Source organism: Kitasatospora sp. NPDC002965 (assembly GCF_040611255.1).
Lineage (GTDB): Bacteria > Actinomycetota > Actinomycetes > Streptomycetales > Streptomycetaceae > Kitasatospora.
On the sequence record NZ_JBEXNT010000094.1, the window covers coordinates 17113 to 35398 of the forward strand.

The 18286-nt window shown below is 75.4% G+C and carries 13 protein-coding genes; 9 read left to right on the plus strand and 4 right to left on the minus strand.

The window, feature by feature from the left end:
- Positions 1-3 precede the first annotated feature (3 nt).
- The 3 genes from ABZY91_RS29265 (at position 4) to ABZY91_RS29275 (ending at position 2625) form a co-directional block, all read left to right on the plus strand.
- Positions 4-1293: an MFS transporter gene (locus ABZY91_RS29265; RefSeq protein WP_329880699.1), complete on the plus strand. Its 1290-nt coding sequence runs from the start codon at positions 4-6 to the stop codon at positions 1291-1293.
- A gap of 116 nt (positions 1294-1409) precedes the next feature.
- Entirely contained in the window at positions 1410-2216 is an 807-nt protein-coding gene (gene ddaH / locus ABZY91_RS29270) for a dimethylargininase (RefSeq protein ID WP_355405889.1), read from the plus strand.
- Between the two features lie 199 nt (positions 2217-2415).
- Positions 2416-2625 (plus strand): hypothetical protein, encoded by a 210-nt coding sequence (locus ABZY91_RS29275; protein WP_329948169.1) that lies wholly within the window; start codon positions 2416-2418, stop codon positions 2623-2625.
- A gap of 138 nt (positions 2626-2763) precedes the next feature.
- On the opposite strand, the gene ABZY91_RS29280 is transcribed toward ABZY91_RS29275, so the two are convergent.
- Positions 2764-5877: a BTAD domain-containing putative transcriptional regulator gene (locus ABZY91_RS29280; RefSeq protein ID WP_355405890.1), complete on the minus strand. Its 3114-nt coding sequence runs from the start codon at positions 5875-5877 to the stop codon at positions 2764-2766.
- Positions 5878-6290: 413 nt separating this feature from the next.
- Here ABZY91_RS29280 and ABZY91_RS29285 point away from each other — a divergent pair, with 413 nt between their 5' ends.
- The gene (locus ABZY91_RS29285) at positions 6291-7316 is read left to right on the plus strand and encodes a hypothetical protein (RefSeq protein WP_355405891.1); all 1026 of its coding nucleotides are present in this window, start codon (positions 6291-6293) and stop codon (positions 7314-7316) included.
- An 86-nt stretch (positions 7317-7402) separates the two neighbouring features.
- On the opposite strand, the gene ABZY91_RS29290 is transcribed toward ABZY91_RS29285, so the two are convergent.
- Positions 7403-7882, minus strand: a complete 480-nt coding sequence (locus ABZY91_RS29290; RefSeq protein WP_355405892.1) for a hypothetical protein — start codon at positions 7880-7882, stop codon at positions 7403-7405.
- Between the two features lie 186 nt (positions 7883-8068).
- On the opposite strand from ABZY91_RS29290, the gene ABZY91_RS29295 reads away from it, so the two are divergent.
- Positions 8069-8899, plus strand: coding sequence for a class I SAM-dependent methyltransferase (locus ABZY91_RS29295; RefSeq protein WP_355405893.1), 831 nt, complete (start codon positions 8069-8071; stop codon positions 8897-8899).
- Between the two features lie 128 nt (positions 8900-9027).
- Positions 9028-9894 (plus strand): S-methyl-5'-thioadenosine phosphorylase, encoded by an 867-nt coding sequence (locus ABZY91_RS29300; RefSeq protein ID WP_355405894.1) that lies wholly within the window; start codon positions 9028-9030, stop codon positions 9892-9894.
- A 21-nt stretch (positions 9895-9915) separates the two neighbouring features.
- On the opposite strand, the gene ABZY91_RS29305 is transcribed toward ABZY91_RS29300, so the two are convergent.
- Complete coding sequence (locus ABZY91_RS29305) at positions 9916-14355, minus strand: CHAT domain-containing protein (RefSeq protein ID WP_355405895.1); 4440 nt, start codon at positions 14353-14355, stop codon at positions 9916-9918.
- A gap of 66 nt (positions 14356-14421) precedes the next feature.
- Between ABZY91_RS29305 and ABZY91_RS29310 the strand changes: the two genes are divergently transcribed.
- The 3 genes from ABZY91_RS29310 (at position 14422) to ABZY91_RS29320 (ending at position 17227) form a co-directional block, all read left to right on the plus strand.
- Positions 14422-14808: a hypothetical protein gene (locus tag ABZY91_RS29310; protein ID WP_355405896.1), complete on the plus strand. Its 387-nt coding sequence runs from the start codon at positions 14422-14424 to the stop codon at positions 14806-14808.
- A 7-nt stretch (positions 14809-14815) separates the two neighbouring features.
- Positions 14816-15625: a hypothetical protein gene (locus ABZY91_RS29315; protein ID WP_355405897.1), complete on the plus strand. Its 810-nt coding sequence runs from the start codon at positions 14816-14818 to the stop codon at positions 15623-15625.
- A gap of 309 nt (positions 15626-15934) precedes the next feature.
- The gene (locus ABZY91_RS29320; protein ID WP_355405898.1) at positions 15935-17227 is read left to right on the plus strand and encodes a hypothetical protein; all 1293 of its coding nucleotides are present in this window, start codon (positions 15935-15937) and stop codon (positions 17225-17227) included.
- 109 nt (positions 17228-17336) lie between these two features.
- On the opposite strand, the gene ABZY91_RS29325 is transcribed toward ABZY91_RS29320, so the two are convergent.
- A partial coding sequence (locus ABZY91_RS29325) for a hypothetical protein (protein ID WP_355405899.1) occupies positions 17337-18286 on the minus strand: 950 nt, incomplete at its 5' end.

Sequence of the window (18286 nt, forward strand, 5' to 3'; positions counted from 1 at the left end):
GTCATGACCACCACTGTCTCCGTCCCGCCGCCCGTGGCGGACCCGCCGAGGAGGAGCCGCTGGGGCCTCTGGGCGCAGGGCGACTTCCGCAAGCTCTGGATCGGCGAGACGACCAGCGGCCTCGGCACCGCCGTCGGCAACGTCGCGCTCGCCCTGGTCGCCGTCGTGACCCTCGACGCCTCCCCGTTCATGGTCGGCGTGCTGACCGCCTCCGCCTGGGTGCCCTGGCTCTTCCTCGGTCTGCTGGCCGGCGCCTGGGTGGACCGCTGGCCCCGGCTGAAGGTGATGCTGGTCTGCGACCTGCTGTTGCTGCTGCTGTTCGGCAGCGTGCCGGTGGCGGGCTGGTTCGACGCCCTGACCATGGCCCAGCTGGTGGCGGTGGCGCTGCTGGCCGGTGCGGTCAAGGTGTTCTTCTCCACCGCCTACGGCGCCGTCCTGCCCGCGCTGGTCGCCAAGCAGGACCTGCTGGAGGCCAACGTCAAGCTGCGCTCGGGGGACTCCGCGGCGGAGATCGCCGGGCCGGGTCTGGCGGGCCTGCTCTCCCAGGTGTTCGGCGCGGCCAGCGGGCTGCTCGCCGACTCGGTCACCTACCTGGTGTCGGCGCTCTGCGTGGGCACCATCAAGGCCGAGGAGACGCCGCCGCCGGTCTCCGAACGGCGCGGCATCCTGCGGGAGATCGGCGAGGGCGTCCGCTTCCTGGCGCACGACCCGTACCTCCGCACGCTGGCGACCTTCGGTGCCGTCGGCAACCTCGGGCTGAACGGCATCCAGGCGGTGCAGACGGTCTTCCTGGTCCGCAGCGTGGGGGTGACGCCCGGTGGGATCGGCATGGTCTTCGCGGTGGTGTCGATCGGCGGCCTGGCCGGTGCGGCGCTGGCCGGGCGGATCGCCCGGCGGTTCGGCACGGCGCGCGGGCTGCTGCTCTGCGAACTGGTCGCCGCGCCGTTCATCCTCCTGCTGCCGTTGGCCGGCGAGCAGCTGCCGCTCGCGGCGAGCGCCGTCGCCTGGTCGGTCGCGGTCTGCGGGGTGATCGCCGGGAACGTCATCGCCGGCAGCTTCTACCAGTCGTACTGCCCGCCCGAGATGATCGGCCGGATCCGGGCCAGCGCCTCGACCGTGAACTTCAGCGCCATCCCGGTGGGCGCCCTGCTCGGCGGCTGGCTGGGCGAGGTGCTCGGTGCCCGCACCACCATCTGGATCATGGCGGGCGTGCTGCTGTCGGCCGGCGCGGTGCTGCTGGCCGGCCCCCTGCGCGGCCTGCGGAACTTCCCCGAGCGACCCGCCGACTCCTGACCCGCCCCCGGCGGACCCTCACCCCCGGTCTCCCCGGCCTCCCCGGTCTCCTCGGCCTCCCCGGTCTCCTCACCTCCCTCACCTCCCTCACCTCCCTCACCTCCCGGAGCCCCGCCATGACCCGCACCGCCCGCCCGCGCCGCTACCTGATGTGCCGTCCGACCCACTTCGAGGTCAGCTACGCGATCAACCCCTGGATGGATCCGGCCAAGCCGGTCGACACCGGCCTCGCCGTCGCCCAGTGGGAGCGGCTGTACGAGCTCTACGGCGAGCTCGGTCACCGGGTCGACCTGATCGACCCGCTGCCCGGCCTGCCCGACATGGTGTACGCGGCGAACGGTGCGACCGTCGTCGGCGGCCGGGTGCTCGGTGCCCGGTTCCGCAACGTCGAGCGCGCCGCCGAGGGCCCGGCCTACCTGGAGTGGTTCCGCGCGAACGGCTTCACGACGCACGACCCGGAGCACGTCAACGAGGGCGAGGGCGACCTGCTGCTGACCGGCGGCCACCTGCTGGCCGGGCGGGGCTTCCGCAGCGAGTCCGCCGGGCACGCCGAGGCGCAGGAGTTCCTCGGCCGGCCGGTGATCGGCCTGGACCTCGTCGACCCGCGCTTCTACCACCTCGACACCGCGCTGAGCGTGCTCGACGGCGACGAGGTCATGTACTACCCGGGCGCCTTCTCCGCGGGCAGCCGGGCGGTGCTGCGGCGGCTGTTCCCGGACGCGGTGCTGGTGGAGGAGGCGGACGCGGCGGTGTTCGGGCTCAACGCGATCAGCGACGGCCTGCACGTGGTGCTGCCGGAGGCCGCGACCGGGGTGGCGGCCCGGCTGCGGGAGCGCGGCTTCCGGCCGATCGGGGTGGACCTCTCCGAGCTGTTCAAGGGCGGCGGCAGCGTGAAGTGCTGCACCCTGGAGATCCGCCCCTAGAGCGTGCTGGGGCCACCGGGACCCGGCCCGCCCCCGCTCGCCCGCGCCCGCCCGCTCTCGGTGATGGGCGACCGGATCGACGACGGTGATCGACGCACGGTGCTCGTGCGTCGATCTGCCGTTGAACGCGCCTTGCCATGATGATCCCATCACCCCGGAAAACCCCTTCCCACCAGGGAAGACGCCCTAGGGAGCAGTCATGGCGAAGCGCTCGAACCACCGTCTCACCCGGATCCGCCTGGCCGCCGCCGGCCTCGGTCTGGCGATCGCCCTCGGTGCGGCGGGCACGGCGATGGCCGACGGTGCGACCGGCGCCGGCCAGGGCGGGGTGGTCACGACCACCCCGACCCCGACCCCGACTCCCACCGACGGCGGCGGGCACGGCGACTGGAACAGCACCGGCTCCTGACCCCCGTACCGGGCACGGCTCCCGCCGCCTCCCCGAGCGCAGAACCGTTTCTTCAACGGCTGTTGCTCCGCCCCCGTCCACACGGCACGGACGGCACGGACGGCCCCGAGCCCTCCGCCGCACCGGCGGCCGGCCGGCTCACGGCTCGACCAGCGCGAACGCGGGCTCCGTCAGCAGCACCGCCACCTCGGCGGCCTCAGGCAGCCCCAGACGGGCGAAGATCTCGAACGCCTGCCGGAGCCTGACCCCCGCCTCCGCCCCGCGTCCGAGGTCCGCGAGCGAGCGGCCCAGTACCACCAGCGCCTGTGCCTGGTCCCGTTCCGCCCCCAGCTCCTCGCAGAGCACCAGGGCCTGCCCGGCGTGGTCCAACGCCTCGTCGGCCCGGCCGAGCGAGCGCAGACTGTCCGCCAACCGGTAGCGCGCGTGCGCGGCCCGGTCCCGCAGACCCGCGCCCAGCGCCACCGCCAGGCACTCGCCGAACCACGTGACCGCCTCCGCGTGCCGGCCCAGCGCGTGCAGCGCCAGCCCCAGCACGTAGAGGGTGTACGCGCGCCCCGGGTCGTCCTGCCGGGTGCGCAGCTCGGCGAGCACCTCGTGGCAGATGGCCACCGCCTCGTCCGCCCGTCCGCTGCGGACCCGCGCCAGCGCGGCGTTCACCGTCGTCGCCAGGGCGCCTGAACGGTGTCCCAGCGCGTTGGCCAGCAGCAGCGCCTCGTCGTAGAGGTCGACCGCCTCGTCGTAGCGGCTGAGGAACTGGCAGATCAGGCCCAGGTCGTTCAGCGCCTGACGGAGGATCACCGTGTCCCCGGCGGCCCGCGCGGCCCCGGCCGCCTGCCGGGCCGCCGCCTCGGCCGCGTCCAGCCGGGTCGCGGCGAGGGCGACGTTCCCGCGCAGGAAGTGCGCGCGCCCCTCGGCCCGGACGTCCCGGTGCCGGGCCGCGGCCTCGGCCAGCGCGTCGGCGGTGGCCGCCAGCCGGCGGCTCGGCGGGGTGAGCACGAACGGGGTGAGCGCGATCAGCAGGTCGATCGCGGCCCGCAGCGCCGACCCGTCCGCCCCACCGTGGGCCGCCCCACCGTCCGAAGCAGCCGCCCCGCCCGCCGGATTCTCGCCCGCCGGGGTCACTCCCGCCTGCTCCGCGACCTGGGCCGCCAGGGCCACCGCGCCCGCCCGCTCCGCCGACGCCCACGCCCGCGCGGCGTCGTGGCCGGCCAGCGGAACGCCGGGGGAGCGGGCCGGGCCGAGCGCGCCGGCCGCCGGGTCGCCCGGCACCGCGTGCTGGAACGCGGTGCACGCCGTGGCCAGCAGGTGGTCCAGCAGGCGGTCCCGGGCGGCCACCACCTCGCCGTGGTCCCGGGCCGGCTCCGCACCCTCCGCCGGCCGCCGCCGGGCGAACGCCCGCAGCAGGTCGTGGTACCGGTACCGGCCCGGGAACGGCGACTCGACCATCGCCACGTCCACCAGCGCCTCCAGCAGGTCCTCGGCGTCGTACTCGTCGAGGTCCAGCAGCGCGGCGGCCGAGGCCAGGCCGATGTCCGGCCCGTCCACCGACGCGACCAGCCGGAACGCCCGGGCCTGGTCGGCGGTCAGCTGCCGGTAGCTCAGCTCGAAGGCCGCCGCCACCGCGAGGTCCCCGATCCGCAGCTCGTCGATCCGCCGCCGCTCCACCTGGAGGCGGCGGCTGAGCGTCTCCACCGTCCACCCGGGCCGGGCGGCCAGCCTGGCGGCCACGATCCGGACCGCCAGCGGCAGGTGGCCGCAGGCCACCACCAGCTCCCGCGCCGCGTCCTGTTCGGCGGCCAGCCGTTCGGCGCCGATGGTGCGGCCCAGCAGGTCCAACGCCTCGGCGGGCTGGAACACGTCCAGGTCGACCTGGACGGTGGCGGGCAGTCCGGCCGGCCGGGTGCGCCCGGTGGTGAGCACCGCGCAGCCGACCGCCCCCGGCAGCAGCGGCCGGATCTGTGCGGCGTCCTTCGCGTTGTCCAGCACCAGCAGCAGCCGTCGTCCGTCCACCACCGAGCGGAACAGCGCCGAGCGGGCGTCCAGCCCGTCCGGCACCGCGTCCGCCGCCACCCCGAGGGCCACCAGGAACCCGCTGAGCACCGCCTCCGGATCGGCCGGGACGGGGTCGGACCCGCGCAGGTCCACGTACAGCTGGCCGTCCGGGTAGGCGTCCCGGACCCGGTGCGCGACGTGCAGCGCCAGCGCGGTCTTGCCGACCCCGCCCATGCCCACCACGGTCGCGATCACCAGGGCCTGCGGGGAGGGCGAGCCCAGGGCCTCGTCCAGCACCCGGACCGGCGCCGTCCGCCCGGTGAAGTCGGCGGCGTCCGGCGGCAGCTGCGCGGGGCGGGGCGGCGCGGCGGCCGGTCGGGCCGTCGCGCGGGCCTCGCCCGTCTCCTCCGGCTCGCCCGCCCCGGCGGCGGCCTCGGGCCCGGTGCTCCCCGCCACCGCCGGGCCCGCCGGCTCCGGCGCGGCGGGTGCGGCCAGGGCCGGGTCCCCCTCCAGGATCCGCCGGTGCAGCTGCTCCAGCTCCGTGCCCGGCCCGACCCCCAGCTCCGCGAGGAAGAGCTGCCGCACGCCGCGGAACACCGCGAGTGCGTCGGCCTGCCGTCCGGCCTGGTACAGCGCGCGCATCAGCAGCTCGTAGGCCCGCTCGTGCAGCGGGTGCTCGGTGGTGAGCGCGGTCAGCTCCGGGATGCAGCGCGAGTGACGGCCCAGCGTCAGGTCCAGGCCGATCCGCTCCTCCAGGAGGGTCAGCCGCAGTTCCTCCAGCCGCTGCCGGTGCCGCTCCGCGAACGGACCGGGGATGCCGGCCAGCGGCTCGCCCTGCCACAGTTCCAGGGCCTGGTTGAGCAGGTCGCGGGCGCGCAGCGGGTCGGTCCGGGCCGTGCGCTCCGCCTCGGCGGCCAGCGACTCGGCCTCGGCCGCGTCCACCGCGAGCTTGGGCAGCACGAGGCGGTAGCCGTCGCCCATCGACACCAGGACGCTCGGTGCCTTGTCGTCGCCGCCCCCACCGCCGTCGGCGGCCCCGTCCGCGCCGCCGGCGGTTCCCCCGTCGAGGATCTTCCGCCACCGCCACGCGTAGGTGCGCACGGTGGTCATCGCGGCGTTCGGGGGCTCCTCGCCCCAGAGCGCCGCGATCAGGTCGGTGGCGCTCGCCGAGTGGCCGGGCCGCAGGAGGAGGACGGCAAGCATCGCCTGCTGCTGCGGACTGCCCACCTTGAGCGCCGACGCGCCCCGGTACGACCGCATCAGACCGAGTAAGGAAAAACGGAGATCGCCCAAATCCTGCCCCCAGCTGCCCCAGGACAGTGCCCGCCCCGCTCGTGCACATGTCAGACTTCGTGTCACCTATAAACCACAGCGCCGCACCCGATGTCGAGACTTCGTTGAGCCTGTGGTGACCGGGCGTTGAACGCCGTCGTACAGAATCGACCGTGCGGGGGGCCACCGGAGACGGTCCGGCCGGCCCCCGTCCCGCCCTGCACGCCGGGCACAGGGAAACCCCCTGCTCCCCGAACTTCCCTACCCCCCAAGGCCGCTACCGCCGCGGGCCGGTCCACCCCGCGCCTGCCTCCGCCCGGACGGCCGGGACCCCCGTGCTCCGGCCCCGCCGTCGGTCGCCGCAGCGCGGGCCACGACCATACCTTCGGAGGCGGACGTCCGTGAATACCGCTCTGCTCTACCACCTGCTCGACGTCGACCCGGCCGACGGGCCGGCCGAACTGCTCCACCGCGCCCGCAGCAGCCGCCGGCTGCCCACCCTGGTGCTCTCCGCCCTGGCCGGGGACGGCGTCCGGATGGGCGAGCCCGCCCGCGCCGAACTCCGCCGGGCCCGCGACCGCGCCGACCGCTACACCCGCCTCGCCGACGACCTCGCGCGCTCCACCGGCGTCCGCGCCCTCCGCGGCCTCCCGCTCGCCGGCTACTACCCGGCCGACCTGCTCAGGCCGCTGGACGTCCTCGACCTGGTCGCCCCCGGCGAGGCCGCCCTCTGGCAGGCCGTCGTCCGCCTGGTCACCGACCACCCGGTGGAGCACATCGAGGTCACGCTGCTCGGCGACCGCCCCCACCACACCGCCGTCACCGTCCTCTGGCCGGCCGAGGACCCGCTCGTCGACCCGTGGTACCGCGTCCGCGTCACCACCGCGGCCCTCGACGGGGACGGCGCGGGCGTCCCCGTCCGCCCCTACCTGGTCGCCGACGACCACGTCGAATGCCTCATCGCCCTCGCCGAGGAGGGCCTCCGCCGCCCCTTCCTCCCGGCCGACGTCCTCGACGTCGCGGCCCTCGACCGGCAACCCTTCGAACCCGCCGAGACCGCCGCCGTCGTCGCCGCCTACCGGCTCGCCCCCGAGGCCGCGGCCCTCCTCGACCTCGCCGCCACGTACCTCCCGCTCGGCCCGCTGGCCCTGGTCCGTGCCACCCTCGAAGCCGAACTCGCCCCCGAGAGCCGCCGCCGCACCGAGGCCGCCGCCACCCTGCGCCCCGCCGCCCGCCACGGCACCCTGCTGCGCCGTACGGTCATCCGCCACGACTGGGACGAGGCCCTTCTGGCCCCCGTGCCCGACGGCCCGCTCCTGCTCACCCCCGTCGCCGACTACCTCCTCACCCCCGCCCCGGACTCCGCCACGCAGGAGGAACGCGCGGCGGGGCTGCGGGCGCTCCACGACTGGGACGCACTCTGTTGACCGGGCCGCTTCGCCTCGCTAGGCCCCGCCCGCCGCCACGGCGGCGACCACGGCGGCGACAGGCCGGTCGGTCGGCCGGAGAAGTCCTACTCCTCGACCGGTTCGGCGTCGCTCAGGTCCTCCACCCGCACCGGCCGCCGCCCGTCGAACACCACGGCCAGGCCGTACGGGTCGCAGACCGGCAGGCTCCCTTCGGTGAACCGCAGCTGCCACCCGTCCACGAAGAAGTCGACCTGCGGGGCGCCCAGCGGAAGCTCCGCGGCCGGCGCCGCGAGGTAGTGCCCCGCCTCCTCCGCCGAAAGCCCGAGCGACCCCGGGTCCGAGGCCATCACCCGCTGTACGAACCCGAGCGCCGCCCCGACGAAGCGGTCCACCTCCGCGACCACCTCGCCGAGAAGCGTCCGATCCACCTGCCCCGGCTCCTCGCCGGCCTCCAGCAGCACGTTGACCTCGACCGGCTCCCCGCCCCGCGCGCACCGGGGCGGCTCCGTCACTCCCCAGACCCGCAACCCGCCCGGCCCGTCCGCGACCGGCACCAGCCTGCCGAACTCCGCGCCCGCCGTCACGCCCGCTCACCGCTCCCGGTCACCGGCCACCTCTCGTTTCGCTCCAGTCGCTCTCAGCGTAGGGCCCGACCACCGCGGCTCCCTCGACCCGTCCGTCCTTCTCGCGTCACGTCCAGGGGAGTTGACGGTTCGCCGGCGGATGGTCGAGCCTTGACCGGACATCGAACTTAGGTAAGGCTAACCTTCATGTCGGATGACTTCCCGGTGCACGGCCTCTCGGGCGTGGCCAGTACGCTGCTCACCCCCCTCTACGGCCGCGCCCACGCCGACCGGCTGCTCCCCGGCACGGACTTCCGGGACCCGCTCGCGGCGGCCGTGCTCGAACTGACCGGGTTCCGGGCCGAAGAGGTGCTGACCGACCGGTCCAACGCCGTCGGCGCGATCCACCGGGCGATCGTCTTCGACGCCCTGGTGCGGCGGTTCGCCCGGCTCCACCCCGACGGCGCGGTCGTGTCGGTCGGCATCGGCCTCTGCACCCGGGACACCCGCCTCGCGGACGCCGTACCCGAGGGCGTCCGGTGGATCGGGGTCGACGTGCCCGAGGTGGCCGAACTGCGGCGACGGCTCCTGCCCGACAGCGCCGTACGGCTGCACGCCGCCTCCGTCACGGACCCGGAGTGGGTCGAGGCGCTGGTGGGGGAGGACGGCCCGGCCCTGGTGGTCGCCGAGGGCGTGCTGATGTACCTCACCGACACCGAGGTGTCCCGCTTCCTGGCCGACGTCCACCGGCACCTCGGGCCCGGCACCGGCCTGCTGGCCGACTTCTTCCACCCCTGGGTGGCCCGCAGCGGCCTCCACCCGATCTCCCGCGCCACCGGGGCCCGGTTCCGCTCCGGCGCGCGCGGCGCCGCCGGGCTCGCCGCCGCCGCACCCGGCTGGAAGGCCGTCGCCGAGCACCCGGTGATGGAACGGATCGGCCGCGCGCAGCGGATCGCCGCCGCCGTCCTGCGCGTCCCGATGCTCGGTCACCGCCCCTACGCGGTGGCCGAGCTGACCGCCGGCGGACCGCCCCGCTGACGACGCGGCCCGCCACCGGACCCGGCCGGGCCCGCCCGACGCGGCCGGACCGCCGCCGGGTACCCCTCGTCCGTCGCGCCCTCCTAGGGTGGCCGGTGCAACCCCGACCGCCCCCGAGAGGTGACCACGTGACGACCACCCGGCCCGCACCCGATCCGGCCCCGCGCGCGGAACTCGGCGTGATCGGCGGCTCCGGCCTGTACGCGCTGCTCGACGACGTCACCGAAGTCACCGTCGACACCCCGTACGGGCCGCCCAGCGACTCGCTGTTCGTCGGCGAGGTGGGCGGCCGGCGGGTCGCGTTCCTGCCCCGGCACGGGCGCGGGCACGCCGTCCCGCCGCACCGGATCAACTACCGCGCCAACCTCTGGGCCCTGCACTCCCTCGGGGTCCGCCAGGTGCTCGGCCCCTGCGCGGTCGGCGGGCTGCGCCCCGCGTACGGGCCGGGCACCCTGCTCGTGCCCGACCAGTTCGTCGACCGCACCTCCGGCCGGGAGCAGACCTTCTACGACGGCGTCCCGCTCCCCGACGGCTCCGTCCCGGGCGTCGTGCACGCGCCGATGGCCGATCCCTACTGCCCGGCGGGCCGCGGCGCCGTCCTGGCGGCGGCCCGGGCCGCCACCTGGGAACCGGTCGACGGCGGCACCCTCGTGGTGATCGAGGGCCCGCGCTTCTCCACCCGCGCCGAGTCCCGCTGGTTCACCGCGAACGGCTGGTCGGTCGTCGGCATGACCGGCCACCCGGAGGCCGTCCTCGCCCGCGAACTCGCCCTCTGCTACACCTCCCTGAACCTGGTCACCGACCTGGACGCGGGCGTGGAGAGCGGCGAGGGCGTGACCCACGCCGAGGTGCTGAAGGTCTTCGCCCGAAACGTGGACCGGCTGCGCACGGTCCTCTTCACCGCCCTGGAGGCCCTCCCCGCCACCCGCACCTGCCCCTGCCCGCACGCCCTCGACGGCTTCACCCCCGGCCTCCCCGGCCTCCCGGCCACCTGACCGGGACTGCCCGGCCCGCCCTCAGGCGCCCGCGTGGACGTAGGCGGCCCAGATGTGGGGGCGGTCGGGTATCCGGCGGCGGAGTTCGCGGACGGTGTGGTGCAGGGCGAGGGCGCTCCCCGGGGTGTCGTCGGCCGTCACTCGGCGGTAGAAGTCGCGGGTGACGTGGTCCGCGTGCGCGCTGTCGATCTCCCAGAGCGTGCCGACCGCGGCGGGGAAGCCGGCGAGCAGGAAGGCACTCGTGATGTGGATGGCTTCGTCGCTGAGCCGCTCCGAGGTGCGCGCCGTGCCGCACGCCGTGAGGAAGGCGAGCCTGGCGGCGTGCGGCCGGGCCCGGCAGATCTCCAGGACGGAGAGCTGCTCGCCGCTGGGCAGGTGGAGCCGGGCGCCGGACGGTTCGGCCGGGTCGGTGGCCGCGTGGCAGCCGAAGTGCACCCACTGGGTCCCGCCGAGTGCGCCGAGGACGGCCTCGCGGGTCGCCGCGGTGCCGACCAGCGGCGCGGGCGCCCGGAGCAGGCCGGCGGCGTAGCGGGCCGCCTCCGCGACGCCGGGCATCTCGTTCTCGGGGGCGGCGACCAGCAGGGCGGCGGTCCCTCCGGCTCCCGGGCCGCCGCCCTCGCGGTGGGCGGCCCGGGAGCGGGCGTACGCCAGGGTCTGGAACCCGGGGACGTAGGAGGAGACGACGGTGTCGAGTGCGGAGCCGCAGCCGTGCTCGTCGCAGTCGGGCAGGGTGCACTGGGCGGCGTGCAGCGGCAGGGCGTGGAAGGCCCCGGTGGGGATCCACCAGATCCGGGGCCACGCCCCGGAGTCGGGCACGGGTCCGTCGGCCCCCAGATGGGCGAGGACGGGGCGGACGATCCTGTGCCAGGTCCAGGACAGGGCGCGACGCGTGGTGGCCCCGGCGCCGACGAGGTCGGCAGGGGAGGGCCGGGCGGAGCCCCGGAGGCTGATGGCGCCGACGGCTTCGCGCAGCCGGTGGGCCGTGTCGGTGAGCTCGTCGGTCGGGGGTGCGAGGGGCAGCGCGGTGATCGTCCGGCCGGTCACCACGAGGGCGTGGAGGTAGTGCGGGCCCTGGAGGAGGACGACGACGGGCCCGTCGACGGCCAGCTCGCGCAACCGGCCGCCGGTGAGCGGCCGGAGGAAGGCGTCGAATCCGGGCAGGGTACGGATGTGCCCGATCAGCTCGTCGAGGTCCCGCGAGGCGTGGAGCCCGTCGAGCCGGGCCCGCTCGGGCACGACGTCGGGGGCCCGGCGAGGCCCGGCCTCGGCCGGACGGGTCGCCGGTCCGGCCTCCGGCCCGGTCGTGGTCAGATCGGCCAGCAGGCCGGTGAGCCGCTCGAACTCGCCCGCCGGCCCCGGGTGGGCGGCCCGCAGATCACCGAGGTCGGCGCGCGCCTCGATCCGCCGCGACAGCAGCAGCCCGCGCCCGCGCTCCAGCAGCTCGACGGCCCGCTCGACGTCGGGCCCGTCGACGATGCCGATGCCCGAGGGGTGGAAGGCCGTCGCCCTGCCCGGCGATGGCGTCGGGCCGCCTGTGCCGGGAGCGGCCCCCGGCCCGGCCTCCCCGCCACTCCCCGGACCGCCCGCGGAACCGTCCTCCGCACCAGCACCAGCACCAGCACTCGCACCAGCACTCGCACCCGCGTCGACGCCGAACGCCGCCAGCCGGGCGCGGACGTCCCGGACGGTGATTGCCATCAGGACGAGCTCGGTGATCCCCCTCAAGTCCCCGTCGAACGAGGCGAGTCCGTTCTCGGCGGCCTCCTGGCTGCTGCCCCGGTCGGTGACGCGCGGCAGCAGCTCGACGGCCGCCTCGACGTGCGCGAGGGCCGTGGCGATACCCGGTCCCGACTGCCGCAGGGCGCCCGCAGCGGTCCCGATCTCGTGGTGCGCCCGCATCCAGGCAGGAACGGTGAAGAGCCCCGCGTGCGGCGGGGTGGCACCGCCGCCGAGCATGTTGCCCAACACACGCCGCGCCACGGCCTCGACGGGATCCTCGTCCTCCGGCCCGGGGTGGCCCGGTCCGTCTGCGTCGACGGCTGCCGGCAGGGGCAGGCGTATCGTCCCGGCGGCGAGGCTGAGGGGGATCCGCAGCAGGTCGACCCAGCCCTCGGGGGCCTCCGGCAAGACGGCGTCGATGACCTGGGCGGCCTCGTCGGTGAGGTGCCGAGCCTGTTCGGGATCGTCGGTGCGGACCTTCAGGGCCCGTTGCGTGAGGACGTTGACGAGCGTCATCCCGGTGCTCAACCGCCGCGGGTGGCCGGGCGGGCAGGCGGCGAACGTCGTCCGGCACCGTTCGATCAGCTCGTCGGTGATGACGGCCTTGGGCCCGCCGCCCGGGCCGATGGAGTCGATCAGGTTGAGGTAGTCGTCACCCATCACGTCGAACCCGAGGAGCGCCGCGGACTCCCGCTCGTCCGGATCGGTGGCGAGCCGGCCGAGTTCGCCGAGACGCAGGGCCGCCTCCCGCGCCCTGGCCAGCTGGCCGGGGTCGTGGCCGAGCACGTAGTTCTGCAGGGCGCTGTGGAGCTCGATGTGGGCCGACAGGAAGACCTGGTCGGCACCGGAGGTCGGGTAGGGGGCCTCCGGGCCCACCGCCGCCTCGGCGAGGACCGCCGCCGCCTCGCGCGCGGCCTCCGGGTCGAGACGGAGGGTCGAGAGGAAGGTCAGCGCCCTGGCGAGGAGTTCGTCGGTGGCCCCGGCGTCCTCGGGGGCGTGGGCACGGGCGTAGCGGAGCAGCGCCACGATCTCGTCGAACGTGCCGAGGTCGTGGGGGGCGGCCGTCCGTGCCGACAGGGCGGCGCCGAGGGTCGCGGACACGTGGGCCCGCAGGAGGGTCTCGTCCTCGGGGAGGTCCGCCAGGATCTCGCGGAGGACGGTGATCTCGTGGTCGAGGTCGCGGGGTCCGTCGACGTCGAGCCGGAGGCTGCCGAACCGGGTCAGCAGGGAGACCATCCGGGCCAGCTCCGGGCTGTCGAAGCCGCCGTCCGGGTCACCGGCGGCGGCCGTGACCACGGCGAGCGGCAGGGCTATGTCGTACCGGCCTTCGGCCAACAGGCCGGCCAGTGGCACACCGGCCGGTGCCGGGGCCGCGGCGACCGCCTCCGTGCCCAGCGCCCGCGCCTCCGCGTCCAACCGGGCGGCGCCCGCCGGGTCGGACGCCCGCAGCTCCGCGGCCCGGGTCCCGGCGAGGGAGGCCAGGACGGCGACGTACGCGTAGCGACGGGGCTCCCCCGGGGGGACGGCCGCGAGGGCGGTGCGGAACCGGTCGACCTGTTCGTCGGTGACCGTGATGTCGGTCAGCGAGGTCGCGAGGGCGAGCACCTCCAGCTCGATGTCCGGGGGCACGTCCAGGTTCGAGTACAGCGTCCTGAGGCGGTCGACGACGGCGCTCGCCCCGTCGGGGTCGCTCGCCTCGCCGGGGTCGGTGGTGTCGGCGGCGGAGGCTCCGGCACCGCGTTCCCGGGCGAGCGCCTCCAGCGCCTCCTCCAGGGCTGCGGTGATCACGGGGTGCGTCGGATGGCCGGCCGGGGTCGCGGCGAGGGCCGCACGCAGCCGGCGCACGGCGCAGGCGATCCGGCCGGCGTCGTGCTCCTGGATGCCGGCCTCGGCGAGGACGAGTCCGATCCGCAGCTCGAACTGGCCCGGCCAGGAGGTCGAGTTCGCCTGGAGCGCGCGGACGATCCGCAGCGCCTCCAGGGCTTCCGGGGGGAGGGTCCCGGCCGGAGCCGCCGCGATCAGGCGGTCGACCTCGGCGAGCGGCGGGTCACCGAGCATCCGCGCCGCATCCAGGACCGTTCCGAGGGCCAGCGTGGCCACGTCGGTGCCGACCGCGTCCAGGTCGCCGGGGTCGACGGAGGACAGGGCCTCGCTCGCGACCCGGCCGTGCAGCGCGGCGGCGGCCAGGGCGTCCGGGTCGGCGGTCAGGGCGAAGCGCGACAGCTCGAACCCGAGGGCCTGCACGGTCAACTGGATGTCCGTGTCGGGTCCCTGCGGAAGCAGGCCACGGGCCAGCGTGGACCAGGCGAGCGCGCGCTCCAGAGCCGCCAGCCGGTCGGACTCGGTGACGTCCGGGGCTTCGAGCAGGTCACCGTGGGCCGCGCCGACGAGATGGGCGAAGCGCGCGTCGTGGAACGGGTCGGCGGGATCGAAGGCGTCCACGAGCGGCGGCGGAAACTCCACCTGCTCGGGTACGCGCGGCCGGAGGAAGCCGAAGGTGGCGCCGAGGACGAGCGCGTTGGCGGCGGCTTCCGGATCGTCCGGACCTTCGTGCCGGAGCCAGTACGTCCAGAAGACCGCGAGGACCTTGTCGAGATCGACGGGGGACCCGGGCGACGGGGCGGCCTCGCGCAGGAGGGAGAGCGCGTCCTCCGTCGCCGCGGGAACCCGCAACGGCGCGTTGTCGCGCGCACTCTGAGCCGCCAACAGCCTTGCCACGACCTGTTCGTGAAGCTCGCTCACGCCCACCAGACTATCCTGGCGTCTCGTCTGCACGCCGTGCATCGGCGGGAACCGGGAGGAGAGCCCGTGGGAGCCGGGGGCAAGGAGCGGCGGGTCTTCGAGGACGCCGTCGAGTACCTGTGCCGCAACGCCGGGACGTTGCGCGATCTCGTGAACGACCCGACCCGCTGGGACGGGCCCTTCGCCCTCGTCCGCGACGGCGACCCGGCCACCGGCGCGTGGCGCGACGCCGTCCGGGCCCTCCACGAGGCCGCCGAGGACGCCGGAATCCCCGGCGGGATCGGCCTGCGCACCACGATGGGGGTCGGCGACTGGCCGGGCGGGCCCACGCCGCGGTCGGTCGGCTGGGTCTGCCCCACGGACCGCTGCGCCCGGGTCGACCTGCCGGACGACGCCCCGCCGGACGCCCGGGTCTGCGCGCTGAGCGGCGGACCGCTGCGCCGAGTGGACTGAGGCGAGTATGGGCCTGCTCCTCGAACTCCAGAAACGCATCCCCGACGGGTGGTTCCTGCGCCGCCTGCTGCCCGCCGTCCTCCTGGTCGTCGTCGCCGCCGTCGGGGGCCGGCTCGGGCACCGGCACTGGGCCGACCGCGGCCTCGCCCGGGAGGCGGTCGCCGGTGTGCTGCGGTTCGACGGCGGACTCGCGTCCGACAGCGCGGCGGTGCTCGCCCTCCTCGCGGTGGCCGCGGTGGCCGCCGCGTTCCTGCTGCCCTTCGCCGCCGGGGCGGTGGGCGCGCTGGCGTCGGGGGCCTGGCCCTGGTGGCTGACGCCGTTGGGGGAGCGGCTGACCCGCCGTCGGGCACGCCGGTGGGCGCCGCCTGCGGAGATCGCCCGGCAGGCCGTCCGGGCCCGCGCGGCCGGCCGCGAACTGCGCGCCGCCCGGCTCGACGCGCTCCGGGCCCGGGCGAACCCGATCGCTCCCACCGGCCCCACCTGGTCGGGCGACCGGCTGCGCGCTGCGGAGGAGCGCATCAGGGCGACGACCGGCGCGGACGTCGCCGAGGCGTGGACGGGCCTGTTCCTCGGTGCGTCCGACGCTTCCCGCGAGGCGCTGAGCGCGGTCCGCGACTCCTACGACGCGGCCTGCGAGGGCCTGGTGTGGGGCGCCGCCTTCGCCGTCGTCGGCCTCTGGTGGTGGCCCTCGGCGGTGGTGGGGATCCTCGTCGGCCTCGCCTCGTGGCGCTCCCTGCGCCGCGCCGTGGACTCCCTCTGCCGTACCACCGAGGCCGTCTTCGCCCTGCGGCAGACCGACAGCCCGCCCAGCCCCTGACCTCGGCCCCGACCCTCGGTCCGGCCCCCGCCCGTCCCGCGCGGGACGTCGGACGGGCCGACTTCCCGCGCGCGCCCGGGCCGGGCAGACGCCGGCGGCGGGCGCCCGCCGGTGCCCTGCCGCGCACCGGCCCCACCCCTACGAGGCCCCGTCGCTGCCCGTTCGGGCGGACCTCCCGCCGGTGGGGCCGGATCGGCGGCCCGGCCGGGTCGGCGGGCGACAGGATGCGTGCGGCGGTCCCCCCGGAGGACCGCCCCGAAGCCCGAAGCCCGAAGCCCGAAGCCCCGACGCCCCGCCCAGGAGACTGCCATGGCCCAGCGAAATCCCGTCCGGATCCCCGTCCGGAGGCTGGTGATCGGGTGCACGACGCTCGTCGCCACGGGTGCCGTGATCCTCACCCTCGCTCCCGTGCCGACCTCGTCCGCCGCGGAGCGGCCGTCCGGTGCCGCGCGCCCGGTGCTGACGTTCAGCAGCCTGGACGGTCCGGTCACGAAGGCGGAGATCGAGTCCTTCCGCGCCTACGCCCTGACGCTCGCTCCCGCCCCGAACAACATCCGCAACCAGTGGGCCCAGGGACACAGCGGCGAGGACACCAAGGCGATGGGCCTGGTGTACGAGGTGTCCGCCGACCGGGCGGTCCTCGACCGGATGATCGTCTTCTGCGATGCCGTCCTCTCCGAGCGCAACGACCTGGCGGCGAAGCCGGTCGGGCAGCACGTGCTCTGGACCGGCAAGGTCGATCCGGCCTGGCCCAACGACGTGTCGGCCGCGCCCGTCGGTACCGGTGGCGAGCAGGGCGATCCGGTCGGCCACCTGGCCTACTGCGCGCAGCTCGTCCTGCGGACGCCCGCCCTCTGGCAGACGAAGGTGCCCGACCACGACCCGCACGGTTACGGTGCCACCTACCTCGACCGGGCGAAGCGGTTCGTCAAGGAGGCCGACACCGCCGTGGACCGCCACATCCTGGGCCGGTTGCTGGACGTCTCGAAGGGCGACCGCCAGTACTTCGCCGCGGACTCGCCGTACAAGGGCGGCAAGCCGGTGCCGTGGAACCAGCAGATGATGTTCGACTACGCCTTTCAGAACCTGGCGGTCGCCCACCAGCTGCTGGGCGACGACGCGAAGCGGGTCGCCCGGTACGACCGGCTGGTGCAGGCCAGCGTGGACTGGTTCTTCGCGGAGGCCCGCAGCTACCGGGATCCCGCCGGGAAGACCGCCTACGACTGGGTGTACGCGGCGCAGACCCGGGACAAGGAGGACAACAACCACGGCAGCCTGGACTGCGCGGGCCTCTACCGTGCCTACCTGTCCGGCCGGTACGGCATCACCGCCCAGCAGTTGGCGCCGCTGGCGAACACCTTCGTGGACGTGATGAGCACCGGATCGGGCCACTACGCCGGGCGTGTGGACGGCACCGACGGCACCGGGAACAGCGCGCCGACGAGCTACGTCCGCAGCGGCTGGCTGCTCACGGCGGAGTTCCGGCCGGACGCCTACGACAAGCTGATGAAGGCCAACTTCCCGAAGCGGACGACGACCGCCGCCGACCAGTTCTCCCGCGCGCTGATGCTCAAGTCCCGTCTGAACAAGCCGAAGGGCTGATCGGGCCCCGCCGGCCGACCGGCCGCGACGGGGCGGCGTGCCGGTCGCAGTCGCAGTCCTCGGCGAAGCGCTGCGACTGCGACTGCGACCGGCACGCGCACCGCAGACCCTAGAGCTCCCGGACGTGGGGCGGGTTGCCGGTGGAGATGGACAGCTTCCCCTGCTGGATCTGGACGTCGCACCCGCGGGTCAGCAGGCCGTAGTCCTTCGTCAGCGAGAAGTTGCCCCGGCCGAAGGTGACGCCGAGTCCCCGATCGAAGGTCACCCACTTCTTGAACTCGTTGATCCCGAAGAAGAGGATCCGGTCCGGCATGGTGACGAACAGCCGCTCGCCGTCGTGGCTGAGCTTCATCCCCCCGCCGACGGTGAGCAGGCCCTTCACGTGTCCTTCGCCGGCGTGCAGCTCGTTCAGATCGGCCTTGTCGGCGACGACGGCGCCGAGGTCGTGTCCACCGTCGCGGTAGACACGGACGCCGGACGTGGGGAACTCGATCCACCCGTCGGAGGTGTCACGGCCCTGGACCCACTTGGTGTTGACACCGTTGAGGTCGGCCTTGTCCGCGGCGACGGTGCCCCAGTCCTGGGTGCCGTCCTTGCGGACGTTGATGCCGGCCTGGGGGAAGTCGATCCAGCCGTTGCCGTGGTCGCGGTCGCCGACCCATGTGGTGTTGAGGCCGTTGAGGTCGGCCTTGTCGGCGGTGACGGTGCCGAGGTTCTGGGTGCCGTCCTTGTGGACGGTGGTTCCGGCTTGGGGGAAGTCGATCCAGCCGTTTCCGGCGGCGCGGTCGCCGACCCATGTGGTGTTGACGCCGTTGACGTCGGCGCGGTCGGCGGTGACGACGCCGAGGTCCTTGTTGGGGCCGTGGTAGACGTCGATGCCGGTGTCGGGGAAGTCGATCCAGCCGGAGTCGGGGGTCCGTCCCTTGACCGACCCGGTCTTCACGTCCTGTACGTCGGCGGTCGCGGCGGTGACGGTGCCGAGGTTCTGGGTGCCGTCCTTGTGGACGGTGGTTCCGGCTTGGGGGAAGTCGATCCAGCCGTTTCCGGCGGCGCGGTCGC